This is a genomic window from Agitococcus lubricus (genome assembly GCF_003051055.1).
Lineage (GTDB): Bacteria > Pseudomonadota > Gammaproteobacteria > Pseudomonadales > Moraxellaceae > Agitococcus > Agitococcus lubricus.
This window is the reverse complement of sequence record NZ_QAON01000024.1, coordinates 1-24,996: the sequence shown is the minus strand read 5'-3', so window position 1 is coordinate 24,996 and position 24,996 is coordinate 1. Positions and strand designations below refer to the sequence as shown.

The window sequence follows — 24,996 nt, the reverse complement described above, 5'->3', positions numbered from 1 at the left end:
TCGGCTTTTTCATTGACTTCGTTGCTTTCATAAACACCTCTACTTGCAGTATAAATACTACCTATCAAAGTGTCCTGTTCTATTAAACCATTACATTGTGATTCCAAAATTTGAAAGAACATCTAAAAAAGTTCTGAGTCTATTGCACAAGTAAACTCTTTTTTGTTTATTTTCAAATGGCCTAACAAAAACATCTTCTAGTTGCTCAAGCGTAATGTCATGAATGCCTTCTTGCCAAAAAGGAGGATAGCTTTTTTTAGTCATAAGTTTTTATCTCTACTATCACAAAGCATCACCATACCAAACGACAGAGTTAAATTTTTCTATACAACCCAACAACTTTACCTAAAAATCTCAGCCAAAAAGTTAAAGACTAATAAAAACAAAAGCATCGCAAGCGCAAACGTAAACGCGATTGTGGTTGGTACTGGCAATGTAGAGTTTTTTTCGTTTTTTATATTTCTTACGAACGTCCATGTTTGTAACTCCTATCTTTTTCGATAACGCCGATGCTCCATCATGGTTCCTATGATTTTGATAGGCTCAATATCAGATCGTATTGTTGGATAGTCATCATTGAGTGGAACAAGCTCAAAAACATCTTGACCTTTTTCATTAATTCCACGAGGTCGATACTTTTTAAAAGTAGCCTCATTGCTGCCATTCATTGCAACAACAAAATCACCAGGCAAGGGATGAACTTCAGTATCAATGACAATGCAATCGCCCTCTTTGAAATCGGGCAGCATTGATTCTCCTTTGATTGTTAATGCAAAAGCCTTGTCGGATATATCAAGTGCGGTCAAAAGATATTCAGTTGCATCGAAGTCTTTAATGATTTCTTTCCACATGCCTGCCTGCACATAATTTATTAGAGGAATTTTTTTAGTGCCTATTTCCGTTCTATTAATGTTTGACGATCCATTCTTAAAGACAGAATTTATTGAGACTTCACCACTTACAAGCATATCAATTGACACATCAAAAAACTTTGCAATTTTATCAAGATGAGATTGCTTAGGCGATTGTGTTGTCCCTTTGACCAATCTGTGAAGTGTTGGTTGAGGAATATCCACTAATGGTGCAAGAGAGTTAGTGTTGTAGCCACCCCCTTGCATCAACTTCTCAATATTTTCACTCAATCTGTGGGCTGTCATTTTCCTAATCACTTAGCTAAAGGTTTGACTAAGTATTTTCTATTTTATTCAAGTTTGCAAACTTACTTGTTTAACACTTCGCTGTTTTTTTTCTTTACTTTTATTTATAAATGAATAAAAATACTCTAAATTGAATTGTTGGGTAGTGTGATGACTCCTAGTGAAATTGCTAAAGAACTGATTAAGAAAATTGGTACACAACAACAAGCTGCTGACAAAATTGGCATCCCACAGGAAACATTATGCCGAATCGCGCACGGTAAAACACCAAGCCCAAGATGGCCAACAATGGAAAAGCTGTTAAGGGCTAAAAATGAAATTTTAGAGCCAGATTAAGCATAAGAAACGTATGTTTGCGTGGACTGGGCGGTTGCTTGGGCTTGGAGAAGTTAATTAAAAGAACCCAATGGGAGAGCTACGCGGAGTGGTCTTTGACCTTTAGCCCTGCTCGTTATTGCGAGGATGAGCAAAACAGTAGCCGAGTGACTCACGTTAAGAGTCTTTCCCTGCATACACATTGATAAGTGTCTATGCAGGGGAGTATGTCAGTTGCAAGTACGAACGAACCCCGTAAATCGTGATCGAAACTTGACAGCCGTAGGGCGGTAGAGGCAGGAGCACATAAATACTAAGAAGGAATGTCGGCAAGTCTATTGATGCTGGCGACCAACAGGGATGTAACCAATTCTAAGAATGTGAGGCAAATATGGAAAACGACAACGAAGAGTTTAGCCCGTTTAACACAGTTAATTCGTGGCAATAAAAAAGCCCCGATTCGTGGTCGGGGCTTTTAAGACCGTTAATGCAAAGCATTAACTAATGTCGGCTCAGGAGCAAAGTATATGATGAATTTAGCAAAACAGCAAACCCAGATTAAAACCATGAGCAGCAAGCAAATTGCTGATGTAGTTGGTTCTCGCCATGATCACGTTAAGCGTTCAATTGAACGCCTTGCGGAAAAAGGTGTAATTCAACTTCCCCCGTTGGAGGAAGTTAAAAATCATCTCGGCCAAACCGTTCAAGAGTACCAAGTCAATGAGCGTGATAGTTATGTGGTGGTTGCTCAGCTATGTCCAGAATATACCGCCAAATTAGTTGACTGGTGGATGGCAACTAAAAATCAACAGCCAGTCGTTGCTTTGCCAACTACTTATTTAGATGCCTTAAAAGCACTGGTGCAAACCGAGGAGGAAAAACAGTTAGCAATTACCCAAGTTGCTAACTTAGAAAATCAAGTTAATCAATTAACACCCAAAGCAAAAGCATTAGATGTCATTGCCAACTCTTTTGGCCAAAAAACAATAACTAATGTTGCCAAAGTATTAGGTGTACAGCCTGAAAAATTCTTACGTCCTTGGATGCTTAAACATCATTGGATATATCTTGGTAGAGATGGCCAATATCATGCTCATGCAGCACGTATCAAAGACGGTCATTTAGTTGAAAAAACACGACCTATCCCACGTACAAGCGGCATTACTGAATTAAAAGTCACTGTTTACGTGACAGCCCAAGGCGAAACCCTGTTAGCCAGACGATTAGCAGGAGAAGCAGCATGAGCAACAAAATAAGCGAAGTTTTGTATTCACGTTTTGTCATGTTTGCATTACTTGAAAATGAAATAACGACTAAAAACTTGCAAATAGCATTAACTGGTTATGGTTTTGACTATTCGCTAAGAACTATTCAACGCTCGTTAAAAGAATTGAAGGCATCTGGCTTACCTATAGAAAGTAGTCGTTGCCAAAAAAAATCAGTTGGAGGTACAGAGTTGCTTTGGAAGTGGAAAGACACAGCAAACCCAACTGATCTGCTTATACAAGCCAAATCAACACTAATTATTCAATCAATCGCATCATGCAAGCATTGCAAAAACACAGGTAGTTTAGTTTTAGACAATACAAAAGAAGTCTTAGAACAACGCTGTAAAGATTGCGGCCATATTGAACACATTGGGGAGGCCGCGTAATGGATATTGCAGATCAAGCAAGTGAAATTGAACAAGAAAACTTGCGTATTGCTTTATTAAATCATCAAGCCAAACAACCCACAAAAGGTCGTATTTACTGTGATGACTGTGGTGAGGTGATACCGCCGTTAAGAGCTGTATTAGTTAATGCAATTCGCTGTGTTGACTGTCAAAACATTGCTGAAACCAAATGTAAGGGAGTAATACGCAAATGATTAGCCCCTTAGTGCCAAAAGATGCTGATTTACGCTCTTACACATGGATAAAACTTGATTACTCACGCCTGTTTGCTAGTGAGTTTTTTGCAATGGCCAATGATGCGGAGTTTAGAGCTGCTTTTATCTTGTGGTGTAAATCCATGCAGCAATTACCTGCTGGTTCACTACCAAACAATGATAAAGCCTTGGCTGGTTGGTGCGGTAAAAGCCTAAAGCAATGGGCAAAAATCAAAGACACGGCTTTGCATGGTTGGCAAGAAGCAGATGACGGTCGTTTATATCATCCTGTGTTAGCTGAGGTGGTGAATGACATTTTATTCAAAACGGATGCTAAGGCCACCTCAAACCATCACGACGATAAAGAAACCAAAAAAGCCATGACGAATGCCGAACGTCAAGCTGCACACAAAGCTCGTCAAAAAGAAAAAGAAAAAGAATTAGCGTTACTCGCTGAAAAAGGTAACGGAACTGGTAACGGGGCTAGTAACGAAGAAGTAACGTTAGGTAACGGATTGGGTAACGAAAGTAACGCAACTGGTAACGGCCAAGTAACGGCCAGTAACGGCAATTTCGTTACTTCTGAGGGGGGTAAGGGGGGAGATTTAGATTTAAATTTAGAACAAGATTTAGATATAAATCAATATATTAACTCTCATTCTAATGCGCGCGAGGCTGAAAAAAAGTCGTCACGTTTTTTTGATGACGAATTGCGGCCAAGTGTTGAAGCTCTAAATGCAAAACTCGGTGCAAGCCTAGTCACAGAAGAATTTATTACTCAAAACCTGTTTGCGTTTAACTCTCATTATGAAACTAAGTGCTTAACCGAAAATCAACGTTTAGCAAAATGGATTGCATGGTTTAAGGGTAATAAAGCCAAAGAATCTAAGTTTGATTCAACCTCTTCGCCAAGCTCCACACGAAAAAATACGATTCCAGATAACAATAGCCAAGCGTGGATGACACCTGAATTGGAGGCACAATTAAATGCAAAATTTGCAGCCTAAACAACAAGATATTGGTCATGCTCAATCAGCCAAACCAACAAGTTTTGTGGACGCATTTAATAACTTCTTTTTGGACTTACAGGCCATATTTCCTGCATGGCGTAACGCTTTTCCGACGACAGAGCACTTAAACAATGCCAAAAAGCAATGGCTGCAAATGTTTATCGACCAAAGCATTACCCAAGACAAAATTAATCGAGGCTTGCGTAAAGCGCGTTTTATCGGTGGTGACTTCTTTCCCTCACCAAGCAAGTTTTTGGAATGGACAAAGCCGACCTTAGATGATTTTGGCTTACCTAGTATCGAGTTGGCTTTTAAAGAGGCGATTGATAACAGTGGCCGTGTGGGTGTTGTGCATTGGAGTCATAAAGCCATTTATCACGCAGCGCATCAAGTGGGGTTAAGTGCTTTAGCGGTTATGAATGAAGAAAAAGCACATAAGGCGTTTAGTCATGCGTACCAAAAAACCTGTGAAGCCGTGATGACTGGCCAAACGTTACCTGAAATACCTAAAGCGATTGAGCGCAAAGAGCCAGTTAAATCAAGTGAGGCCGTGGCAAATAAACATTTAGCAGCAATGAGAGCGGTATTAGGTACACCTCCAATCAAGCCAAAAATCACTATCGACTATTCCGATCCTTTGTTGGCGAATGAGGGAGGGGTTGCTTGAACCCAAACTACATCAACTCCTTAGAGTTTCACAACTTCACAAACCATTGGACGGCTTGCTCTAACTGCTATCCACGCCATGACCGTTATTGTGATGAAGGAAAACGCTTACACCACTTATATAACACCGTTTCAACTAAACCTGATGTCAGTACAGAACCATTAGAGCAATTAGCCCCTGTGATCCCACTTAGAAGGAAAAAAAGATAATGCCGCCTAAAAAGAAAGACAACGGTTTTGCAGACTTTGGCGGTTTTGGAAACATCTTTGACCAAAAATCAAAGAACAAGTTTGGCAATAAAAAGGTCGAAGTCAACGGCATGACCTTTGATAGCGAAGGTGAATACATCCATTTCTGCCGCTTAAAGTTATTAGAGCGTGCAGGGCAGATACGCAATTTAAAGCATCACGTTACTTTTGAACTCATCCCTTCACAGGTGATTTGTGGCAAACGTGAGCGTAGTACGAGTTATGAAGCTGATTTTGTTTATGAACAAGCACCTGATTGGAAAACTGTAATTGAGGATTTTAAGGGCTATAGAACCGCTGAATACATATTAAAACGAAAGATGATGAAGTTTTTACTTGGGCTTGAAGTGGTTGAGGTCAAAGCGAAATGAGGCAAAAAGCCATCTTGTTAATGCTGTGTTTGGCCATGAGTGGTTGTGCAAATCAACCAACTGCTTTTTGTCCAGAAATCAAAGTGACGTTTTGTCCTGTTAAATAAAAATAGGTGAGATATGGGACAGTTGGTATTTGACGATTTATCCAAAGAAGATGAGATTGCTTTTATTCCTAAAGAGGAGAAACATAAAAAAGAACCAACTCACTCTCAACTGATGATTGCTGATCGTTTTAAAAAGGCGAGGAGTTTGTCTGGCCTAACAGAAAAAGATGCTATTTCGCGTATGGGCCTAAAGAACCCTAAAGTTATATCGCAAATAGAAAATTGTCATAGACAACCGACATTAGCCTTTTTGATTAGAGCAGCTAATGCCTATGGTGTTAGTGCGGATTATTTACTGGGTTTATCTGAAGATGATGACCGAAGCAGTGATATAGCCACTAGATCAGCTATCATGCGCCAAAATGAGCGTGTGGGTAATCTGATTGCGGTGGCTTTATCAAAAACGACGTTTGATTATGCCAAGGCCGTTGGCGATCAGAGTGTTAAAAGCCTTATTGCTATCTCTGAAACCTTGTGTGAAAAACTTAAACGCTTTTGTGAGTTAAATCCTGAATTTGAAGATATGAAAGGAGGCGCACCTGTACAAAAGCTGATTGTAGAGATTACCCCAATTATTAATATTAATAAGCGCAAACTTGAGGAAAGAGAAGGATTACTTGAATTAGGCACGCAACAGCTTGAGCAATGTGTTCAACAAGTCTTATTTCCCAAGGGGAATAAATAATGGCTAAACATTATCCTCAAACGCTTTGGGATGCGATTAGGGCTTATTGGGAAAATAGCAATGCAAGTTTTTTAGAGGCAGCTAAGGCGGTTTGTAAGGGTGAAGATATACCTAGTAAGCCTGTGATTTTTAAAAGGGCGCAAAAAGAAAATTGGCAGAAAAAAGGTAACGCTAAGGTAACGGTAGGTAACGGCAATGAAGATGCGTTACCTACTGAGCAAACCATTGATGATATTAACAAAAGTGTAAGAAAGAAAGCAGATTTGCTGGGGATAAAAGGTAACGCTGATAGCAAGGTAGGTAACGGTTTATCAGACGTTATCTTAAACAACATACATCTATCACCAGAACAAATAGATGAGCTTTGCGAAGATTATCGGGCAAGTGTACTTCAAAATCATAGAACTGATTTTGACCAGCTTAATGCCGTTGTGAATAAGTGTATTGAACTTTTTAGAAAAGCAATTGATCTAATTTTGGAGGGCTGTATTGCTGTAGAGGGTGACATTGTTGACCCGAAAACAGGCTTTGTTCACGAGGGCATGGCAAGGTCATTATTGACAGCCGAGTTTAGTATTAAAGCTATGCTAAACGCGGCCACAGTCAAAAATATTATCCAAACTAATCAGCGTAAATCATATAGCTTAGAAACCTACGAAGAACCCAATAGCACAGGGAATTTAGCTCAAAAAGCCCTAAGCTCTAAAGGTATGGGTAATCACTATGAGCGCATTCGTTTGTCTAAGAAAGATGAAAGAGAGCGGATGAAGGATAAGTTGAAGGGGGTTGTTTGAGTGATAAAGAATAAAAATTTTATTCTTTATCATTAAAAGCTTTTTGGATGATATTTGTACTAACACCTTGTTTAATTAAGCTATTAATTGCATTGCTAATGATATTAGTCATCATTAATTCAACAGCTTTTAAATTGCTTTCATCTGTAAGTAGCATTTTATTGTCATCACTATCTACTGGTTGTTTTCTATTGGCTAAATAATAAACCATTACATCATTAAGTGACGCATCATTTGCCTTTGCTTCTTCTACTAATTCCGCATGAAGCTCTTGAGGTAATCTTATTTGTGTACGAACTGGTAGTTGCTTTTTTATATCTGCAATAGTGGGGGCTTGAAAGTTTTTGTCATCTAAAGGGTCTAGTTGCTCTAATCCTGCATCAATGGCCGTATTGATTGAACTGTTCAAAGAGTAATTGTTTTTAGTAGAAAATTCGACTAAACGCTCATGCAGCTCTGGATTTATACGCAATGCAAAGCGCACATAGTCTGTTTGTTTCTTTTGCATAAGCTTTCACCGATATAATTTGTAATATCATTGTTGGCATCATTTTGGATATTATATAGCCTATATGAACACCTATTCAATAGAGTGTAAATCAAAGACATAAAAAAACCCTGCTCTTCCGCCAAGATTTACAGGGTTTTTATTGTTAACTTCAACTGCTTAGAGAAAATTAACATGACTACTTTAGCACAAAATCAAAGTTTTGAACAAACCGCAATCGCTACGCCTATTTCTTTTTCTATCCTTGACAACAATATCCGTGTTGTTGATGGTCTTTATTCCTTGAATGATTTGCATAAAGCATCAGGGAGTGAAGATAAAAATTCTCCAAAACTTTTTGTTCGTAATCAGCAAACACAAGATTTAATTAACGAAATTTCTCAAGGTACAGATTTGCACCTTGCTATTAAAACCGTTCATGGTGGCACATTGCGTGGTACATACGTCTGTCGTGAGTTAGTTTACGCATACGCTATGTGGATAAGTGCAAAATTTCATTTATTAGTGATTCGCGCTTTTGATGCAATGTATAGTCAAAAAACACCAATCCTTACAACAGACTTACGCTTTCAAATTCCTGACATTATCCATGAATTAGTATCTCAAGGCGTAGCGGCAAAAGGCACAATATATAATCGCCTGTATCGCCGTTTTGATGTTAACAGCTATAAAGAGATTCCCTTAGAGCAATGTCAAAAAGCGATTGATTATTTAAAAGCTATGGTTAAACCTAATCACAATCAAGCGGCCATTAAAATTAACGATGGTGAGCATTATTTGGTCGTTAAAAATGGCGTAGTGATTTGGGAAAAAATGCTGAAATCTCATTGTAACGATATACCAAAAAATACCATCAAGAACCCAGTTTTGATGTTAGAGCATATTCGTGAAGTGGTTGGTGAGTTTGTGGGACAACCAGCCTTAGAACACAAGCCTTTAGAAAGCGAAAATAATCTTGTGATGATAAGCCGAGATACAACCAATAAGGTTATGGACTATTTTGCTGCATTGCGCCACGAAATTAACCGACTTGGCGGTAAGTTACCAGTTGCGCCTAATTTTGACAAAGAAGCCATTGTCCGCGCTGTTGTTACCGATATGATGGATAGTAGCCGTATGTTGGTATCATTTGACTTTATCACGGGCAAGCCACAAATTACTTTTGTGCCTAATGATTGTTTTGTTGCTACTAGGGACAATCTTGCCCAAGTGATTGCTGGCGGTGATGGTATCCCTAAAAAATATTTGCCCGATATTATTAAAGCTGCTGTTAATCGGTTGTCAGATAATTAAAAAATAAAGCCCCTTAATTGGGGCTTTTGACTTTTGACTGAGTGGTGGTAAAATGTGTGTAATCTCTTTGCTCCCATGATATGACGGCTCGTTGTAGGCATATTATGCGTAGGATTGGCTCTCACGGTAGCGTGGCTAATTTCATCAAAGAGATTAAATCACTTCCCAGCCTGACAACAGCCATTCATTTTTATTATCTTTTACTAAAGTCGCTTCGTAACTAGCATAAGAAATTACTTTATTTTCGTGTCCTTTTACAATATTGGTTCGTATTACTTTGCCTTTAGCAATCACCTCGACCAGTTTTAATATCAATGCCCTTGCTTGCATGGCGGTTAAACCGTCTTTTCGTTGTCTTGCCTCTAAAATATGTGCAATGCCGTTTGCTCCTTTACGCTTGCCTGACGCTGTTGGTGGTTTGCCCACATCACCCCAAACAAAATCAATCCAGCCTAAATCGTGTCGATACATGGCATGAGTAACATCTTTTTGGTTGTTTAGCACATAACGCATAGCACTTTTGCCACGTTGAATATTTTCATCATCAGAAATAGGTATGCTTCTTTGAATGTGATTAACATTATCAAACCTATCAATATAATCTTGATAACTAATCAAATAAGGCTTACACAACAAATATAATTGATTCATGGCACTGGCTCTAAATAACAGCCAGTTTGCCAGTGAAAAAGCCAGTGACTAACAAGGGTTACATCGCTTTGCTTGTAACCCCCTCAAAAACCACCTTCACCATCCCCCAAAATAAGCCTATCCACCCGATAGGCTTTTTTATGTTACTCCAAGCAAGCAACATCTCAACAGCAATCAATGCCGATGACATACAGCGCATGATTACGCATTGGCTCTCTACACCGCCAAACGGTTATTTAGGTAGTGATTACGGCAGTGATGCAAAGTCATTACTACAAAAAGCCTTACATTCAGGCATAGCTGATGCCTTTATCGAAAAGATGAAAAAAGACTTACCGATTTTGAGTGTTATCCCACAAGAAAACATTGCGTTGTATTCAGTGCCAGAGCCACCCGACAAATTACGTTTATTTATCGCCATTGCAGGTATTACCACCATTGAGATTAACCCATGACCACAAAACAAGACTTTTTAAATGCCGCTGCGGTAGAACTGTCTAATCCTCAATATGGCAAGATTGCAGCCCTATACCAAGCACAAGACCCCTTTGTGGTTGCCCAAATAGGCGCAATGGCACAAATGTTGGAGCTATACAGCACACAACAAGACATTGCAGAAACTGAAGTATTCTTAAAAGCGCGTGAAGCAACGATATTGGCCGATGCCACCTTAAAAGGTATTTTGCCCTTGGCTAATAGCGCACAAGTACAGGCTCTAGTCACTAATCCAACAAACAACAGTATCACCTTAGCCTATGGCCGACGATTACTGGATGACAAGGGCAGAGTATGGCGTGTTGCGGCAACCTTGGTGATTGCCGCGAATAGCACAGGTATCGCATTACTTAATCAAAATGAATTGCGCGTGATTAACCACACAATCGCCAACAATCAGCCGTTTTATAGCATTGCCTTGGTCAGTAATGACGAAGGCTTATATTTAGAGAATATACGCATTAAAGACACCATAGGCAGTACAGACAATCTATACCGCTATGCGCCTGAGTTTATGAATGTATTAGACGGTGAACGTGTTTATCATTTAGAAACCAATGAGAGCCGACAAATTATCATCCGCTTAGGCGCACAAGACGGCACAAGCCTAGTCTATGGCTTTCAACCGCCAATCAATACCGTGATAAGCATCGAGCTAACCGAAACGTCAGGTAAATTAGATATTGCCACAGGTGCAAGTTTTAGCCTTGAGTACAGCAACAACATTAATGAGGACTCATTAAAAATTGTTTGTACTGCGATTAACGCCTTGGGTAGCAATCCACTGAGTTTAGAGACCTTATCCTTATTATCTAAATATAACGCCTTATACGATCATAACGCTGTCTATCTATCCGACTTTGATTACCTGGTGAGACGTTACCACGGTGACAGAGTAAACTTTTTAGCCATCTGGAATGAGCAAATCGAGGAGCAGGTCAGAGGCGCAAATGTTGCCAATATCAATAAGCTCTTTATCGCCGTACAAGCTAAAAACAGCTTAGAGCAAGCCAATATCGAAGCAGAAATACATACCTTGGTACAGCGTGCAGACAACAGTTATAAACGTGCAATCATTGGTGTTAATCCACAGCCTTATCCCTTAACAATTACGGCCAGTGTTGCAGCTATTCACGATAGCGTACAAGTAGAACAACAAATCAAAGATACCTTGTTAGCCATCTATGGTATTGGTCAACTCAAAGTATCCCAAGGCTTAAAAAACAACTTTAACCGCCAAGAGATTTATCAAACCTTAAAACGTGCTATTCCAGCGTTTCAGGATGCCTTGAGTGATTTTAGTGTCAACATAGGTGCATTGCCTGATCCCATATTGCCAGAGCATTATTTTTACTTGCACCCAACAACCAATTTTACCGTCACAGTGAGCCAAATTAACGAGGCAGGGGGTGGATTATGGAATTAACCCCATTAGCAGCATTACAACATAGTGCTGAGTATTTTGATGATAATGCGTCGTTTAGTGTAGAGGCACAACTCAAGCAATTATTTATGGCTCTGTTTGAGCAACTGTTAAGAACTAAATTTACACGCATAGATCACTATGGTTATCCGCACCTATTAGATGAAGATGATTTTGAAACAGTGCAAAGGTTTGTCAAATTAGACGGGTTAAGTCTGTTAAATCGTGAGATCAATAATCAGCCCTATATGCTCGAAGTGTTTAGAGCATGGCGCGGACAACACCAACGACGGGGCTTAGGCTTCTTAGCGTTTTATTTGCAAATGCTATGGCCTAATGCGTGGACAATCACCCAATGGTTTCATAGCGTGCCTAATGCGAGTAATTATCCGTTAAATTTAAGCGTAAATGATGGTGGTGATAAGTTTTTAACCAGTCGTGTATCAGTATCAATTGATCCAGACCAATTAACAGATCAAAGCGAAGTTTTAAAGATGGTACCGACATTAAAGCGTGTGGTCCCTGCAAGGATGGTGCTAAATGTGGCTGTAGGCATGGAGGTTGAATCTATGGGGCTGATTTTTGGTGGAGCGTTTCAGCCTATTGTTTGTTTTACGATTGAGGATAGCAACCTGTAACCCTATTAAAACCACCAAAAAATAACCCACATAATAGTCATAACTTAACCCTAAACGAGATTTAGTTATGACTGTTTCACCTGCCGATTTATTGGCGAAGAACTATAAAACCGCTCAAGCCTTGGGGCAAAAAGAAGTCCAATGTGATGCTTATTTTGAAATTGAAGGCCATGAAGAATTAAAGTTTTTAGCCAAAACCTTTCCGCGTCCTGTGTTAGCCAGTGCGGGTACCGTTGAGTCTTATTTGCCAAATGGTATCAAGGTACAACAACCCCAACAATTACAAACGGCTCAAAGTCACGAAACCAGTTTTTATGTCACCAAGGGCGGAGCAGTAGAAAAAGCATTACTGGCATTAAACAATAATGGCGGTATTTTTCAGGCTACGGTACACCTTGGCCAAGTTGGTAATCCTTATGCCAGTTATCCATTAACGGATTGTTTCTTGGCCGAAATTAGCCCATTAGACCAAGACACTGAAGGTGTTGGCCAACACGTTATGATGAGCGGCACGCTTTATTATCATTATTTTGGTGAGCGTACAGAGTCTTAACCATGACCTTAACCCAACTTGTTGCCGAGTTTATGGCCTCCCGATTGACGGGGGGCTTAGTGCTTGATGAACCTGAAGTCACTAAGGCCATGCTTAAAGCAGTACGTTTTTATGCAGGTTGTGCCGAGATTAAGTATTTTCTTAATCAGTCCACACCAATCACGCCCATGCTCAGCCAGATTGACAGTAATGTGACTTTAACGCCGAGTGAATGGTTAATCATTCAACCACTGTTTAACGCCTATGTTGACCATGAAAATGCGTTGCGTTTAGAGGCTTCGCGTGGTTTGGGTTTAGATGTGTATGGTCGTTCTAGTAGTGAGTTGGCAAGCGAAATAAAACAGCTTGAGCTTGATCTACCGCGTAAGGCTTTTTATCAGCCGTTTTCTAGTGTTGGTAATTTGGATATATATGCTGATTCAGCTTAATGATAACCGTGTCATCGGTCATAGTTTTATCTTATCGGCGATCATGCGTAGCGATTTAGTACCAATACCTGTCTCATTAGAGCTACAGGTACGCTACGATGCCGAATTAGAAAACAACCTAAAAGAAGGGCAAACGCTGTATATCACTAACAGAGCCATTCCTTTACAGATTATCAAGTCAGAAACTAAAAAAAGCCTAGACGTTCCTAATCGTGGGCTTATTGTCGTCAACGCCATTTATGAGCCATGCCTTGCCATTGCGTATCGTCGTCAAAAAGCAGTCATTCTTAAAAACAACTCACTAGCCGCTATTTACAAAGCGTGTGGTGCAAAAGTCAGTTTTAAGAATGATTTAACCGTTCCTTTGTTTGCCTCATTTGTTGGTCACATTCCCTCAGAAATGATTGCCAAAGTTTTGCAAGAAGAAGCCTCAATTGTGAGACTACAAGGTAAGCAGTTAGAGGCGATGAGATTGGCTGATCTGATCAAGCAAAAGGCAAAATATAGCTTTCCGTCAGAGATTGGCGAAAACATCATAAGTGGCTTTTTAGAGCGGCATAGTATTCCTAGTTTTTACTCTACGGACGATGATCGAGCAATCATCAAAGGTAATACGCAAAAGGTGCGTGCATTACAGTACAGCCCACGGCATAACCCACGATCTATCCATAGCATGACCAATGCCTTAGTCACTAAAAAAGTGCTTAATCTTAGCTATGACGATAATCACCAAGCAGGTGATGTCTTTAATATCGGTGGGGTGCAAATGATCGTTATCACCGTTGCTCATGTTTGGGAAACAGAAAACGAAGGAGAGCAAGCAAGCCAATACAGTCGTTTGTGGATGGGGGAGCTAGAAACATGATGATGTTTGGCAAATACCCAGCGACTGTTAAAGGCTATGATCCTGATACACGTTTGGCACTGATTAAATTAGAGCCTTTAGATGATGGAGCCGATACGCTGTTAGAGGCCGAGTTGTGTTATCCCTTGGGGGATAAATCTAATACCGCCATTGAGATATTAGAAAATGACTCTGTTTGGGTAGAGTTTGAGGCAGGTGATCCACGTTATCCGATTATTGTCGGCAATCGTAACAAGCGTACAGGCAATGATGACTTAACACGGCGTTATCACCATCATGGTAATTTTGAGATAAAAGCCGATCAACATATCTTAATCGAGGCATTACAGACCATTACCTTAAAAGTTGGTGGATCATCATTAAAGATAGATGCTGACATGGTACAAGTGATTACGCCATTAACGACCTTTGAGACAGACTTAGCGACCTTTAGTAATTTAGTTAATGTCTTGGGCTTGTTATCGGCTAATGGTGGTTTAGCAGCCTTTGGTGTGGGTGGTGGAGCTGGTGCAACTGTTCAAGGTGGGGTTGAGGTTACAGGTGGTGATGTTAAAGCGGATGATATTAGCTTAAAAGGTCATGGCCATGATTACACCGACAATGGCAGTACATTAACCACACAGCAAGCTAAATCTATATGATTGGGTAACATGACAAGCAGAAAGCTAGTTAATTGACTTTGTTCACTATAGTGATAATATTAATATAAGAAGTAAGTCAGAGAAGGCTAGGCTATACGCAAGCTGAAAACCTTTGAGAGAAATCTATTCTGACTTACCACAAATGGGCTAGAGAAGGCTAGGTTGCGTATAGACTGAAAACCTTTGAGAGAAATCTAACTAGCCCACTTGTTTTATTTCTTCAATACCGTGGTAGTAATACCCATCAGCTCTCAAGACTTCTCCGTGTTCACCTAAATCTGGCTCATCCACTTTGATTTTGACTAAATATCTTAGATTATTATCCTGTACATAAATTTTGAATATTCGATAACCTAAAATTCCTGCCTTTTTATTGGGATGTCATTAGCATCATCTAGTCTATCAATATACTCTTGATAACTGACTAAATACTTTTTACATAATAAATAAAGATGATTCATGGCACGACTCAAATAAAAATAGTGTGCCAGTACAAAAACTTGTTTTTTGTTAGGGTTACAGCGACGATCAGCAAACGTAACCCTGTCTAATTCATCACTTTACACAAGCGACAATAACGCTAAATCTTTAAATTATTAGCGTTATTGTTATGGCCAAGTCTAAACCCACAGATACAGAGCAAAGCAGCCCAACATGGGTACAATGGATTAAAAATATTGCCATTGGCAAAGAAGATTCACCCGAAAAAGGCGCATTGGCTAATATTGATTTGATGGATGTGGAGCCAACATCAACTGCCATTCTATTAGGCAACAATAACGAAGCGAGAAGCCGCCAACAGATTTACGCTAAATATCAGCAAATGATGAACAATTCGTTTATCAGTGCAGGATTACGTTTGCACGTCACCGCCGCATTAGGTGGTCACGAAAGCAAAGGTGAGGTGTTATTTATTGAATGTTCCACAGAAGCCTCAAAAGACCCGAAAAAGAAAGCTATTGTTGACGAGATAAATAACGATTTAAGAGATTTGCTCAATAAAAATATCGTTTCACTGGTTTTTAATGGCATTGGCTGGGGGGATAGCTATGCACGCATCTATTCAGAAGAAAAGCAGGGAGTTGTCGATTTAATTTGTGATGAAATGGTATTGCCTCCATTGGTGCAGCCCTTTGAACAAGGAAGCCGTACTGTGGGTTATGTGGTCGGTACCGCGACTAATTCTTCAGGCATCAAACTGTCAACAACACAAATGGTACGGGTAAAAATGCCACGTACTGTTTATACCCCTCAAGCCCGTGTTATGCAAAAAGCCTTTAAAACGGTCATGCTTGAGGATGATGTTAACCAGTTACCTTATTTACCGTCATTAGTAGGCGGTAGTTTTTTGGATGGTGGTGTTGAAGAAGCCTATGACAATTTAATGATGGCCTTAGCAGGGATGGTAGGCCAACGGATTCAAGATGGTTTAGATGAAGCCTTATTGACATTAAATATGTCAGATATGAGCTTAGAGCAGCAAAAAGCGACCATGACTAATATTGGTACGATGCTGACCAATAGCGCACAACAAGCCGCACAAGCGATTAAACAAGGACGGCCATTACTGGGTAAGTTAAGGCATCTTATTCCGATATGGAGTGAAAAGCAGCTCGTCCAAGTACAAGAAGGCACAGGCAGTAAACGCAGCGGAACGATTAGCATTGAAGATGTGTTGTTTCATGCTAAGCAGCTTTCAGGTGCGATAGGCATTGATTTAGCCATGCTGGGCTTTGCCGATTTATTAGCAGGTGGTTTAGGCGAAGGCGGTTTTTTTCGAGTATCGGCACAAGTGGCAGAGCGTAGTCGCATGATCCGTACCGCAGCGACTCAAACCGTAAACGATATTATTGATATTCACCTTTATAAAAAATCAGGTTTGGCATTTAGTGCTAAAGATCGCCCTTGGGTGATTAACTACTACTCAACAATTTCAGCATTAGAAAAAGAACGCCAAGACACCAAACTAGCCGCCATGAATACAGGTGGTCTTTTAATTCAGTCCTTAGCTCAATTAAAAGACTTGGGCTTAGGTAAAGATGTCACTCAGCATTTACTGTCAACACAAATGCTCCTAGATGAAAACTCCGCAAAACTGGTTGCTGATGGTTTGGATAAAGCCAAAGTCACAGATAACCAAGGAGGCGAAAATGGGGGTTTTTGATGTTGTAAAAGCAAAAATAGCGGGTGGTACTAATCAGCTAATGACCTTGAATAATCAACATTTGGGTCAAGCTGAAGATGGTGCATTATCTACACTAAAAAATGGCGTAAGTGCTGTTCTAAACAATGAGGCCGTAAAGACAGGTTTAGGCGCATTAAATCAAGTTAATAATCTGTATCAAAATGTCACTGGTTTAATCGGTGCAGCAAAAAGTTTTTTAGATGATCCCGCTCAAGTCGTCCCCAATCCGCTACTGGGTGGTTATAGCCGTAAAGAAGTGCAAAAGCTGACTAATAAAGCCATAAGAACAGCTTACGCTAAAAATAATCTATTTCTAGTCCGTTTGACTGATCCCCATTATCCGACAAGAACGGGTGAAGTTAAAGTTTTCCCCTATGGTTTTGATGCCTCTCAACAGCCCGAAAAGATTTGGGACTTATTTGCAATGGGTGTGAGTTATAACCCAATTGCGATTACAGGCGATGCGATAAAGTTGGGTTTACTGCATGGGGATGCTATTCAGCAGTCAGAACGTGTCGAAATACGCATGACGTTTTTTGATAACTCCATAGGCACGATTAAACGCTATTTAATGGCCAAAAAAAAGCAAATGATTAATGCAGACGGGACAGGGAATGTACCAGATAGTTATGGCTTTTTTATTCAGATTATCCATTTAGATCAAACAGTCGGTGCAACAGAGATAGGCTTTGCAGAACATAAAAAGCGGATTGGGGTGTTTGATGAAGAAAAGCTAATTGAAGGGAGTTATATCAAGCATAAGTATTTTGTCCGTGTTGCCAGTCTCGATGTTGATCTAAACAAGCGTGAAGATAGCTTACAGGAGTTGCAAGTCACTTTTACCGAAATAGACCCCTTTATGTTTCCAGATTGACCATGCAAAAGAAAAAAACACTACTAGATGATCCTCGTTGGTGGGACTTTATTGAAAAGTATGCTTATGACATAGGCCGCTTTGCGGTTGAAGTTTGTGGCATGAATGATATTGATAACCAAGCTCCAACGTGGCAGCAATTCGACTTGTTTGATTTGGCACAAGAGAATGGTTGTCGTGTATCGGTATCGTCAGGTCATGGCAGTGGTAAAACACGCAGCGCAGGCATTATTGCGTTATGGCATTTGTGTTGTTATGCCAATAGTATTTTTATGTTCTCGTCGCCAACAATGGCACAACTGAGAGAGGAGGTATGGAAAGAGATTACCATTTGTCATACGTTTATGGCCAATAGTGAGTTTGCATGGTTAGCCGATTATATCGAAGTCAAAACAGAAAGCGTTTATATCAAAGGCCATAAAAAGACTTGGTATGTGATCGCCAAAACCGCACCGAAAGGTAAGCCTGAAAACATGGCAGGTAAACACGGTGATTGGTACATGGTGTGGGTTGATGAAGCCTCTGGGGTTGCCGATGCCAACTTTGGGGTGATTACAGGCGCACTCACCGATAAGCGTAACCGTATGGTCATTACAAGCCAACCGACTCGTGGTAATGGCTTCTTTTATGATACGCACCATAGTTTAAGTAAGGATCAAGGCGGTGTTTGGGATAAGCTGGTTTTTAACAGTGAAGAATCACCGATTGTTAGTGATGAGTTTATTGCTGAAAAACTTATTCAGTATGGCGGTCGTGATAATCCAGAATATCAAATTAAAGTCTTGGGTAAATTCCCCGATAGAACCGATATTTACTTAAACAGCGAAGCACAAGTCACTTGGCGGATGGGTAAATCGGTGATTGGCCCTGAAATGGGTTATGGGTATTTAATTTGTGTGGACGTGGGTGCGGGTGAGTACCGAGACTACTCAGCAATCATTGTAGTTCGTGTCACTGGTTATGGCGATCATGGTGAGCAAGCAAGACGAGTTGAATTAGTAGATGTCCCACTGTATAGCAATAGCCGTGATTTAACCTTTTTGTCAGGTAAGATCTTAGAAGTTTACACAGAATATGAAAATGCCAATGTCTTGATTGACCGTGGGGGTATGGGTGTTGCCGTTTGTCAAAACTTAGAAAACTTGGGTGTACCTGTGACTCGTGTGAATTGGGGTGATCCTTGCTTTAATAATGAATTACGCAAGCGTTTTGTTAACCAACGCGCACAAGCCTTAGTGATGTTGGCCAGAGCGATTAAAGAGGAGCGTTTAGGCTTTTTAGATCAACGTTATCAAACACAGTTATTACAACAAGGCTCACGTATTCCTTATTTCTTTGATGAAAAAGCACGTTATAAGATTATGGATAAACAAAGTATGTTAAGTGAGGGGATTAAGTCACCCGACCTATGGGATGCCTTAGCATTTGCGTTCTTAGAAGGGGCTTATTACACCTTATCGGAAAAAAGCCGACAAATTAGCCAGTCCACTAAAAAGGCACAAAAGGAAAGCATTAAAGCGAAGTTAAGAGCCAGTTTGAACAAGTAACCCTCAAAAAATAGCCATTAACAGCAAGGCATAATGCAATCACAATTTTGAGGATTTGCATGATGCCTGTGACGTTTTCACCGATTATTACCGATCTTGGCCAAGGTGTATTTGTACCATTGGCGACAGGGATTGAGTTTACTTTTACTCATGTTGCCGTAGGGACAGGTACCAGTGCAGTTAATTCAACGGCAACCGCCTTAGAAAACGAAATAGCAAGATTCCCAATTGCAGGGGGTGGCATTAACTCAGGCGGTAAAAGTGCGTCAATTAATGCGCTTATCACTAATCATACTAACGCTAACCCACAAAATTATAATATTAGTGAGATTGGGTTCTTTGGCCTTGATGCGTCAAGTAATACCATTTTATTTGCGATTTATCGCCAAGGGACAACGATTATCAACAAGGTTGCAGGTGTTGATATTGCCATTCCTTTTTCATTGGGCTTAGGTGCGTTACCTGCGAGTAATATCACCGTTCAATTAGATACCAATATCAGTGCGATGATGGCTTTATTGGGTCAGCACACGTCTTTAAATCATCCTCATACTCAATATAAGCGTACTCTAAATAATACTGAACGATTAAAGATTGCTGATGGTGTTGATAACGATGAGGCGGTGAGCAAAGGGCAGTTAAATGCTGAGGCAACGACACGGGCTGGGGTTGATTCGGCATTAGCAGCACTCATTGCACAAGAGGTTTTGGATAGACAAGCAGGCGATGCTAATCAATCGAATGGCTATCTCAATACGCCCATTATGACCTTAACCGATGGTGATACCGACAGCTTAGTTTTATCACCTAATCAAGTCGTCAGAGTATTACTCGTTGGGGGAGGTGCGGGCGGTGGCATGTGTAATGAAAATCCATCGGGTGCTAATGATTATTCTGGCCATCCTAATAACGGTATTGCGGAAGATGGTACACCATCAACAGTGGAAATAGATCATCTCGCTTTGGTGATTGCTCGTGCCGATAATGGCACAGGGGGCAAATCTGGGATGAGAGATACAGGGGGAGGTGCTCCGCCATATAACGGCTATACAGGGGTGCATGGAGGCGGTTGGGCACATTCTGGCTATACGATATTACTTGGTGCACAAATTGACACTAGAGAAAGTCCACGCTATCAAAGTATGCCGCGAGCATATCCCTATCAGGCTTATCGTATCAACGGAACATCGTTAGATGATTATGGACGAGGGGGAGATGGGGCGGCTACGGCAGGGGCAATTACTTATGGCGGTATCGGGGGTTATGGAGGAAATGGCGGGATAGTAGAAGTGCTCATAAAAAATACTGGCACAACTGACATGGTGCTAAATCTAGTATCAGGCACTAAAGGACAAGGTTATTACCAAGATTTATTTGGTGATGATTATGCGGGACATGATGGTACAGGTGGCTTGGTGGTTGTTTATGCTTAATCACGCTCTATTGTTCAGACGGTTACGCCAATTTGCCACAGAAACACCAAGCTGGGCAACCGCTATACGCTATTACACTAAACCTGATGAGCGTTTTGATTTAACACTGGTTGCACGTCGAGTATATAACTTACCGAATGAATGGCCTGTGATTATGGCCTCAGCAGGGCTACAAAGCGTGGATGAGCCGTTAAACGAGCAATTGTTAGTATTACCTACCTTGGCACAATTACAAACACTCAAGCGCGAATTAGGAGTGATTTAATGGCTCTTAACCCACTGACACAAGCCGAACAAGAGGCGATTTTAAAAGCCTTTGGCGGTGGTAAGACTGGTTTTAAGCAAGGAGCTAATCGTAGCTTTGAGACTGATCGTCTGAGTCGTGAAAAGGCAGGCAATTCGCCCACAAGCGTTATTTTGAGTGTGGAGGATGTCAAAGGCCAATATGATGCTTCACGCGCATTGATGACAACCTTGGGAGGAATGACGCGCAAAATTGATGCACCAGAACTAGAAGCATTTAGGCGCAATATTGAAACGGTGCGTAAGGCTTATAAATCAGGGATAAAAGCCGACCAAGTGCTAAATCTCAGCTTGGATGATGACTTAATTCGAGCAAGAAAAGAAATCCATACAGGCATACCAACGAGATTCCAAGGCAATACCTTGCATTTTATGACCAATGCTGGGCCTGATTCTGATGTTAAACAGCATTATGTCACGATTAAGTTTTTAGATTTGATTGCCATTGCAACCACACCTATTCCCTTATTAACGGCTACCAAACAAGTTGCACAGGGCTATTTAGCATTTGATTGTGATTGTCGTCGTCATCGTTATTGGTATCGTTATATTTCTACGATTGGCGGTTTTAATGCAGGACGTGCCGAGACTGGCTTTCCGAAGATACGCAATCCTCACTTATCAGGCGTGGCGTGTAAGCACGTATTAAGAGTGATGACCGCATTAAGTCAGGCATTGGCGATTAGTAAAATTAAAGAGATGGTCAAAATTGTGCGTCAGAGTGTACAGCCATTAGAAAACTTACCAGAACAGCAATTGTCAGCTAAAGAAGTTAAGGACGCAGCAAAACAACAGTTAGCAAGGGCGCATCACGAACGTAACCAAGTACGGCGTGCCATTGATGATCCTGTGAAGCAAAGACGGGCAAAAAAAGAGGCTGAACGTTTGGCGAAAGCAACACAGGCCAATATTCAACGTCAGCGTGAGGAGCGTAAACGTATCATTACCAGTGGCTCGCCTATAGAGCGTTTGAATTTAAGACTGGATTTAGAGAACAGGGTTAAGAACCTTCAGCGAGAGTACAGCATTAGTGCAAATGACAGCTTGCTTGATGCGATTGAGAATTTACAGAATGATATTAGTCGCTTATAAAATAATTAAAAATAAGCCCACGGAGGGGCTTTTTATTAGAAGCAGCTAGCAGTTGCAATTACATCGTTACGTTTTGTTTCGTCCCATTTAACAAGCCATCCATTAGCTCCTAGAATATAGGTATCTATGACGCTTAGGCCATTTAGTTGATTACAGTTTGCATATAATTTAATAAGTTCGGGTTCATTTCTAGCAATGCCTCCAAGTTTTTTATAATCTTGAAAAAGTTGCTTTTTTAATTCTTTGTTATCAACAATAGTGACTCCAGCATTATAAATTGCTGATGTATTAATATAGCCAGATTGATTGCCAATTTCTTTTTGTCGATTTTGTTCTTTTTGAGCATTTTCAATTTTTTTATTAGCATTTAAAATTTGGCCAACCATTAAAAGTTTATTAAAAGTAGGGGAGTTAATAAAATCTTGATTAACTTGCTCTGCTTGTTTTTTGATATTTTCTTCTTCACGTTCTTTTTCTTCCTGTGCTTGGCGTTTTTTTTCTCTTTCAGTTGTAATTTCATTCCTTAATTCAGTGGCCATTTTCATGCAATCTTCTTCTGGCAGAATATTTTTATCGAACTTATAACGTCTGATTGGATAAAAGCAGTCATGTTCAGCTGTACAGTATAAAGCAACACACGTATTAACACTTTTTGTTATTCTATTTATTATCTCATTTTTGTATTGTTCATTAAGCCTTTTCTCGTTTTCATCAGGTATTTTAGATGCACATAAAGATTTAAGCCCAAATGTGCTAGCAAGGTTACAGGCATCTTTTTTTAGATTGGCATTGTCTGTTTTAGGCTGTGGTTCTGAGTCAAACTCATTAGAATTTGAATATCCAAATGATTGATTGATACAGGTCAATAAAATAATTGGCAGAAAACGAACGACAGACATTTTATTCATCCATTAAATTGTGTTAGGAATGGCCAAGTTATCATTTTCATTATTTTGAGTAAAGTGTAACCACTAAAAAAATTGATTAACCAAACACTTAAAATAGCCTCATTACTGAATGAGGCTTTTTTATGTCAGAAATTAAAATAGAACAGATTGATGATGATGGTTTTCTATTGGGTGACAATGAGCCAACTCAAGCCGAAAATGCGTTATTGCGTGAAATTAAAGGCGATACGTCAACCATCATTAATTTAATGAAAGGCACTCAAAGACTGCAAAGAGAAGCATTAAAGGCAACTCAGGCCGTCATTAAGCCTAAAGGCAATCAATCCAGCAATGTGCGACCATCTGTTAACTTGGTACATCCCAATAGACAGTCATCTGGTAATCAAACTCAACGAGTGAACCTGAATCACCCAAATCGGCCAACTGCTAATAACTCAACAGCGCAGCAAGCAAATAACACAGCACGCCCACGTATTCAGCAAAATCAACTAGGTGGTACAAATTCAGCGCAGCCACCAGAAAGAGCATCTACCTTAAATCGTCAACGTGATGCAAATGGGCGTTTTGTGGGGGCAGACAATCAAGCAAGTGACAACACACAAGGCTATGGCAATCGAGATAGTCGAGGCCGTTTTGTGAGGGGCAATGGTCAAGGTGCGGCAGAGCGTGCGGTATCGTCTAGGCTTACGGATAGCTTAAAAGATTTAAACAATAATTTAACGCTTAATGCGAATACTGATCGCATAGACCCCATGATTGATGCGATGAAAGAAGTTGGTGACATTGCAAAAGTAGGCATTGATGCAGGTAAAAAAGCATTAAGCGTTAGCAATACCTTGATTGCTAAACCAGCAATGGCATTAGGGCGTGGTATTAAAGGATTGTTTAAACCTAAAACCGATACAATCAATTCGCCTGTGGCATGGTACAAGCGTATCTGGCGCACGTTAGAACGTGGTAATCGTCAGGATCAAACACAACACCTACAAGAACAAAGACGTTTAGATGAATTAGTCAGAGGCCAAGGACAGCGTGGTAGTGCTGATAGTGGTTTTTTAATGATGCTTGGCTTAGGCGTAGCGGCATTATTAGCAGCCATTAAAAACATTAAGTTCCCTTCGCTAGGCGACATTAAAGACAAATTAAAAGTATTAGGCACGGATAATCAATCGCCTGTGCCATTTGTAAAAGTCCCAAAAGTTGGCGGCACGATTATTCAAGCTAATCCAGCTTTAAAATGGTTAAGCGAGACCAAAGTCGGGCAAGCCATTAACAAGTTTTTAAAACGCTTGCCCTTTATTTCGTCAGCGATTGAAGCAGGGGCAGGCGGTATTAACGCGGTAAATATCGCTAATGATGCCAACTTAACCGAGGAGCAAAAGCAGCGTAAACAATCCGAAAATGCAGGGGCAACCGCAGGGGCAATCGGTGGTGGTTTGGGGGGTGCAACAGCAGGTGCAGCGTTAGGAGCAAAACTTGGACTAATGACAGGCAATCCGATTATTGCAGCCGTAGGCGGTATAGTTGGCGGCTTAGTCGGGGGTTGGCTTGGTACTGATACAGGGCGATTAGTCGGCGATAAAATCGGCGGTTGGGTAGATGATTTACGCAAGGCTGATATTGTTGGACGTATAAGCAATGCGTGGAATGGCTTTATTGAAAAAATTACGCCTTCTTTTAGTGGGATGGCTGATAAGGTTATTGATTTTTTAAAGCCTAAAGCTGAAAAGCCGATTGATATAGTAAAAAATACACCAACAAAAAAAATGTCATTAGGCGGTAAAGCTGTCCCGATTGTTGGTGATGTTTACGCTGATAAAAGCTCCGAATTGTATAAAAACTATCAAAAGTGGAAAGAGGCGGACACAAACGGAAAAGGCATTATTACGCTTGATGACTTTAAGAAAAGCAAATATGTCAAACAAAACCCTAATTT

The 24,996-nt window shown here is 40.4% G+C and carries 28 protein-coding genes and 1 pseudogene; 24 read left to right on the top strand and 5 right to left on the bottom strand.

The window, feature by feature from the left end; all coding sequences use genetic code 11:
- Positions 1–90: 90 nt before the first annotated feature.
- Entirely contained in the window at positions 91–264 is a 174-nt protein-coding gene (locus C8N29_RS16800; RefSeq protein WP_170107010.1) for a hypothetical protein, read from the bottom strand.
- A 224-nt stretch (positions 265–488) separates the two neighbouring features.
- Positions 489–1,157 (bottom strand): S24 family peptidase, encoded by a 669-nt coding sequence (locus C8N29_RS15335; protein WP_107866946.1) that lies wholly within the window; start codon positions 1,155–1,157, stop codon positions 489–491.
- Between the two features lie 150 nt (positions 1,158–1,307).
- Here C8N29_RS15335 and C8N29_RS15330 point away from each other — a divergent pair, with 150 nt between their 5' ends.
- From C8N29_RS15330 to C8N29_RS15290, 9 genes are all read left to right on the top strand, one after another.
- Positions 1,308–1,493 (top strand): helix-turn-helix domain-containing protein, encoded by a 186-nt coding sequence (locus C8N29_RS15330; RefSeq protein WP_107866945.1) that lies wholly within the window; start codon positions 1,308–1,310, stop codon positions 1,491–1,493.
- 506 nt (positions 1,494–1,999) lie between these two features.
- Positions 2,000–2,716: a phage antirepressor KilAC domain-containing protein gene (locus C8N29_RS15325; protein ID WP_107866944.1), complete on the top strand. Its 717-nt coding sequence runs from the start codon at positions 2,000–2,002 to the stop codon at positions 2,714–2,716.
- Entirely contained in the window at positions 2,713–3,126 is a 414-nt protein-coding gene (locus tag C8N29_RS15320; RefSeq protein ID WP_107866943.1) for a hypothetical protein, read from the top strand. Before C8N29_RS15325 ends, C8N29_RS15320 begins: the two co-directional genes overlap by 4 nt.
- Positions 3,126–3,341 (top strand): TraR/DksA C4-type zinc finger protein, encoded by a 216-nt coding sequence (locus C8N29_RS15315; protein WP_107866942.1) that lies wholly within the window; start codon positions 3,126–3,128, stop codon positions 3,339–3,341. The genes C8N29_RS15320 and C8N29_RS15315 overlap by 1 nt, the downstream gene beginning before the upstream one ends.
- A complete protein-coding gene (locus tag C8N29_RS15310; protein WP_107866941.1) occupies positions 3,338–4,348 on the top strand; it encodes a DUF1376 domain-containing protein in 1,011 nt (336 codons plus the stop codon). The genes C8N29_RS15315 and C8N29_RS15310 overlap by 4 nt, the downstream gene beginning before the upstream one ends.
- Positions 4,329–5,018 (top strand): replication protein P, encoded by a 690-nt coding sequence (locus tag C8N29_RS15305; protein ID WP_107866940.1) that lies wholly within the window; start codon positions 4,329–4,331, stop codon positions 5,016–5,018. The genes C8N29_RS15310 and C8N29_RS15305 overlap by 20 nt, the downstream gene beginning before the upstream one ends.
- Positions 5,019–5,226: 208 nt before the next feature.
- A complete protein-coding gene (locus C8N29_RS15300; RefSeq protein WP_107866939.1) occupies positions 5,227–5,637 on the top strand; it encodes a DUF1064 domain-containing protein in 411 nt (136 codons plus the stop codon).
- A gap of 120 nt (positions 5,638–5,757) precedes the next feature.
- Positions 5,758–6,429, top strand: coding sequence for a helix-turn-helix domain-containing protein (locus tag C8N29_RS15295; RefSeq protein ID WP_107866938.1), 672 nt, complete (start codon positions 5,758–5,760; stop codon positions 6,427–6,429).
- Entirely contained in the window at positions 6,429–7,223 is a 795-nt protein-coding gene (locus C8N29_RS15290; protein ID WP_107866937.1) for a hypothetical protein, read from the top strand. Before C8N29_RS15295 ends, C8N29_RS15290 begins: the two co-directional genes overlap by 1 nt.
- Before the next feature lie 19 nt (positions 7,224–7,242).
- Here C8N29_RS15290 and C8N29_RS15285 read toward each other — a convergent pair whose 3' ends face one another.
- Positions 7,243–7,731: a toxin-antitoxin system HicB family antitoxin gene (locus tag C8N29_RS15285; RefSeq protein ID WP_107866936.1), complete on the bottom strand. Its 489-nt coding sequence runs from the start codon at positions 7,729–7,731 to the stop codon at positions 7,243–7,245.
- 174 nt (positions 7,732–7,905) lie between these two features.
- On the opposite strand from C8N29_RS15285, the gene C8N29_RS15280 reads away from it, so the two are divergent.
- The gene (locus tag C8N29_RS15280) at positions 7,906–9,024 is read left to right on the top strand and encodes a KilA-N domain-containing protein (RefSeq protein ID WP_107866935.1); all 1,119 of its coding nucleotides are present in this window, start codon (positions 7,906–7,908) and stop codon (positions 9,022–9,024) included.
- A gap of 153 nt (positions 9,025–9,177) precedes the next feature.
- Here the strand turns inward: C8N29_RS15280 and C8N29_RS15275 are convergent, their stop codons facing one another.
- On the bottom strand, positions 9,178–9,675 hold the full coding sequence (locus tag C8N29_RS15275) for a putative barnase/colicin E5 family endoribonuclease (protein WP_107866934.1): 498 nt from the start codon (positions 9,673–9,675) through the stop codon (positions 9,178–9,180).
- A 140-nt stretch (positions 9,676–9,815) separates the two neighbouring features.
- Between C8N29_RS15275 and C8N29_RS15270 the strand changes: the two genes are divergently transcribed.
- The 13 genes from C8N29_RS15270 (at position 9,816) to C8N29_RS15210 (ending at position 22,152) form a co-directional block, all read left to right on the top strand.
- Positions 9,816–10,130, top strand: a complete 315-nt coding sequence (locus C8N29_RS15270) for a hypothetical protein (RefSeq protein WP_107866933.1) — start codon at positions 9,816–9,818, stop codon at positions 10,128–10,130.
- Positions 10,127–11,596 (top strand): hypothetical protein, encoded by a 1,470-nt coding sequence (locus C8N29_RS15265; RefSeq protein ID WP_107866932.1) that lies wholly within the window; start codon positions 10,127–10,129, stop codon positions 11,594–11,596. Before C8N29_RS15270 ends, C8N29_RS15265 begins: the two co-directional genes overlap by 4 nt.
- Complete coding sequence (locus C8N29_RS15260) at positions 11,587–12,231, top strand: hypothetical protein (protein WP_107866931.1); 645 nt, start codon at positions 11,587–11,589, stop codon at positions 12,229–12,231. The genes C8N29_RS15265 and C8N29_RS15260 overlap by 10 nt, the downstream gene beginning before the upstream one ends.
- A gap of 67 nt (positions 12,232–12,298) precedes the next feature.
- Positions 12,299–12,784: a hypothetical protein gene (locus C8N29_RS15255; RefSeq protein ID WP_107866930.1), complete on the top strand. Its 486-nt coding sequence runs from the start codon at positions 12,299–12,301 to the stop codon at positions 12,782–12,784.
- A gap of 2 nt (positions 12,785–12,786) precedes the next feature.
- Positions 12,787–13,212, top strand: a complete 426-nt coding sequence (locus tag C8N29_RS15250; RefSeq protein ID WP_107866929.1) for a hypothetical protein — start codon at positions 12,787–12,789, stop codon at positions 13,210–13,212.
- On the top strand, positions 13,196–14,077 hold the full coding sequence (locus C8N29_RS15245; protein WP_107866928.1) for a hypothetical protein: 882 nt from the start codon (positions 13,196–13,198) through the stop codon (positions 14,075–14,077). Before C8N29_RS15250 ends, C8N29_RS15245 begins: the two co-directional genes overlap by 17 nt.
- Positions 14,074–14,718 carry a hypothetical protein gene (locus C8N29_RS15240; RefSeq protein WP_107866927.1) on the top strand — a complete coding sequence of 215 codons (645 nt, stop codon included), beginning with the start codon at positions 14,074–14,076 and terminating at the stop codon, positions 14,716–14,718. Before C8N29_RS15245 ends, C8N29_RS15240 begins: the two co-directional genes overlap by 4 nt.
- A 610-nt stretch (positions 14,719–15,328) precedes the next feature.
- Positions 15,329–16,882, top strand: coding sequence for a hypothetical protein (locus C8N29_RS15235; protein ID WP_107866926.1), 1,554 nt, complete (start codon positions 15,329–15,331; stop codon positions 16,880–16,882).
- A complete protein-coding gene (locus C8N29_RS15230; RefSeq protein ID WP_107866925.1) occupies positions 16,869–17,777 on the top strand; it encodes a hypothetical protein in 909 nt (302 codons plus the stop codon). The genes C8N29_RS15235 and C8N29_RS15230 overlap by 14 nt, the downstream gene beginning before the upstream one ends.
- A gap of 2 nt (positions 17,778–17,779) precedes the next feature.
- Positions 17,780–19,324 carry a terminase large subunit domain-containing protein gene (locus C8N29_RS15225; protein ID WP_107866924.1) on the top strand — a complete coding sequence of 515 codons (1,545 nt, stop codon included), beginning with the start codon at positions 17,780–17,782 and terminating at the stop codon, positions 19,322–19,324.
- Positions 19,325–19,383: 59 nt separating this feature from the next.
- A complete protein-coding gene (locus C8N29_RS15220) occupies positions 19,384–20,757 on the top strand; it encodes a hypothetical protein (RefSeq protein WP_107866923.1) in 1,374 nt (457 codons plus the stop codon).
- Entirely contained in the window at positions 20,750–21,022 is a 273-nt protein-coding gene (locus C8N29_RS15215) for a hypothetical protein (RefSeq protein WP_107866922.1), read from the top strand. Before C8N29_RS15220 ends, C8N29_RS15215 begins: the two co-directional genes overlap by 8 nt.
- Positions 21,022–22,152, top strand: coding sequence for a hypothetical protein (locus C8N29_RS15210; RefSeq protein ID WP_107866921.1), 1,131 nt, complete (start codon positions 21,022–21,024; stop codon positions 22,150–22,152). The genes C8N29_RS15215 and C8N29_RS15210 overlap by 1 nt, the downstream gene beginning before the upstream one ends.
- 35 nt (positions 22,153–22,187) lie before the next feature.
- On the opposite strand, the gene C8N29_RS15205 is transcribed toward C8N29_RS15210, so the two are convergent.
- On the bottom strand, positions 22,188–23,051 hold the full coding sequence (locus C8N29_RS15205) for a hypothetical protein (protein ID WP_107866920.1): 864 nt from the start codon (positions 23,049–23,051) through the stop codon (positions 22,188–22,190).
- Between the two features lie 131 nt (positions 23,052–23,182).
- Here C8N29_RS15205 and C8N29_RS15200 point away from each other — a divergent pair.
- Positions 23,183–24,996: pseudogene (locus tag C8N29_RS15200) on the top strand (hypothetical protein); the annotation flags it as partial.

Bases quoted from the DNA above. Each gene is read 5' to 3' on its own strand.
- C8N29_RS15265 (WP_107866932.1), top strand. From the start codon at position 10,127: ATGACCACAAAACAAGACTTTTTAAATGCCGCTGCGGTAGAACTGTCT.
- C8N29_RS15305 (WP_107866940.1), top strand. From the start codon at position 4,329: ATGCAAAATTTGCAGCCTAAACAACAAGATATTGGTCATGCTCAATCA.
- C8N29_RS15230 (WP_107866925.1), top strand. From the start codon at position 16,869: ATGGGGGTTTTTGATGTTGTAAAAGCAAAAATAGCGGGTGGTACTAAT.
- C8N29_RS15220 (WP_107866923.1), top strand. From the start codon at position 19,384: ATGATGCCTGTGACGTTTTCACCGATTATTACCGATCTTGGCCAAGGT.
- C8N29_RS15225 (WP_107866924.1), top strand. From the start codon at position 17,780: ATGCAAAAGAAAAAAACACTACTAGATGATCCTCGTTGGTGGGACTTT.
- C8N29_RS15310 (WP_107866941.1), top strand. From the start codon at position 3,338: ATGATTAGCCCCTTAGTGCCAAAAGATGCTGATTTACGCTCTTACACA.
- C8N29_RS15205 (WP_107866920.1), bottom strand. From the start codon at position 23,051: ATGTCTGTCGTTCGTTTTCTGCCAATTATTTTATTGACCTGTATCAAT.
- C8N29_RS15290 (WP_107866937.1), top strand. From the start codon at position 6,429: ATGGCTAAACATTATCCTCAAACGCTTTGGGATGCGATTAGGGCTTAT.
- C8N29_RS15280 (WP_107866935.1), top strand. From the start codon at position 7,906: ATGACTACTTTAGCACAAAATCAAAGTTTTGAACAAACCGCAATCGCT.
- C8N29_RS15295 (WP_107866938.1), top strand. From the start codon at position 5,758: ATGGGACAGTTGGTATTTGACGATTTATCCAAAGAAGATGAGATTGCT.
- C8N29_RS15330 (WP_107866945.1), top strand. From the start codon at position 1,308: ATGACTCCTAGTGAAATTGCTAAAGAACTGATTAAGAAAATTGGTACA.
- C8N29_RS15300 (WP_107866939.1), top strand. From the start codon at position 5,227: ATGCCGCCTAAAAAGAAAGACAACGGTTTTGCAGACTTTGGCGGTTTT.
- C8N29_RS15215 (WP_107866922.1), top strand. From the start codon at position 20,750: ATGCTTAATCACGCTCTATTGTTCAGACGGTTACGCCAATTTGCCACA.
- C8N29_RS15315 (WP_107866942.1), top strand. From the start codon at position 3,126: ATGGATATTGCAGATCAAGCAAGTGAAATTGAACAAGAAAACTTGCGT.
- C8N29_RS16800 (WP_170107010.1), bottom strand. From the start codon at position 264: ATGACTAAAAAAAGCTATCCTCCTTTTTGGCAAGAAGGCATTCATGAC.
- C8N29_RS15325 (WP_107866944.1), top strand. From the start codon at position 2,000: ATGATGAATTTAGCAAAACAGCAAACCCAGATTAAAACCATGAGCAGC.
- C8N29_RS15320 (WP_107866943.1), top strand. From the start codon at position 2,713: ATGAGCAACAAAATAAGCGAAGTTTTGTATTCACGTTTTGTCATGTTT.
- C8N29_RS15255 (WP_107866930.1), top strand. From the start codon at position 12,299: ATGACTGTTTCACCTGCCGATTTATTGGCGAAGAACTATAAAACCGCT.
- C8N29_RS15210 (WP_107866921.1), top strand. From the start codon at position 21,022: ATGGCTCTTAACCCACTGACACAAGCCGAACAAGAGGCGATTTTAAAA.
- C8N29_RS15285 (WP_107866936.1), bottom strand. From the start codon at position 7,731: ATGCAAAAGAAACAAACAGACTATGTGCGCTTTGCATTGCGTATAAAT.
- C8N29_RS15250 (WP_107866929.1), top strand. From the start codon at position 12,787: ATGACCTTAACCCAACTTGTTGCCGAGTTTATGGCCTCCCGATTGACG.
- C8N29_RS15235 (WP_107866926.1), top strand. From the start codon at position 15,329: ATGGCCAAGTCTAAACCCACAGATACAGAGCAAAGCAGCCCAACATGG.
- C8N29_RS15335 (WP_107866946.1), bottom strand. From the start codon at position 1,157: ATGACAGCCCACAGATTGAGTGAAAATATTGAGAAGTTGATGCAAGGG.
- C8N29_RS15260 (WP_107866931.1), top strand. From the start codon at position 11,587: ATGGAATTAACCCCATTAGCAGCATTACAACATAGTGCTGAGTATTTT.
- C8N29_RS15270 (WP_107866933.1), top strand. From the start codon at position 9,816: ATGTTACTCCAAGCAAGCAACATCTCAACAGCAATCAATGCCGATGAC.
- C8N29_RS15245 (WP_107866928.1), top strand. From the start codon at position 13,196: ATGCTGATTCAGCTTAATGATAACCGTGTCATCGGTCATAGTTTTATC.
- C8N29_RS15275 (WP_107866934.1), bottom strand. From the start codon at position 9,675: ATGAATCAATTATATTTGTTGTGTAAGCCTTATTTGATTAGTTATCAA.
- C8N29_RS15240 (WP_107866927.1), top strand. From the start codon at position 14,074: ATGATGATGTTTGGCAAATACCCAGCGACTGTTAAAGGCTATGATCCT.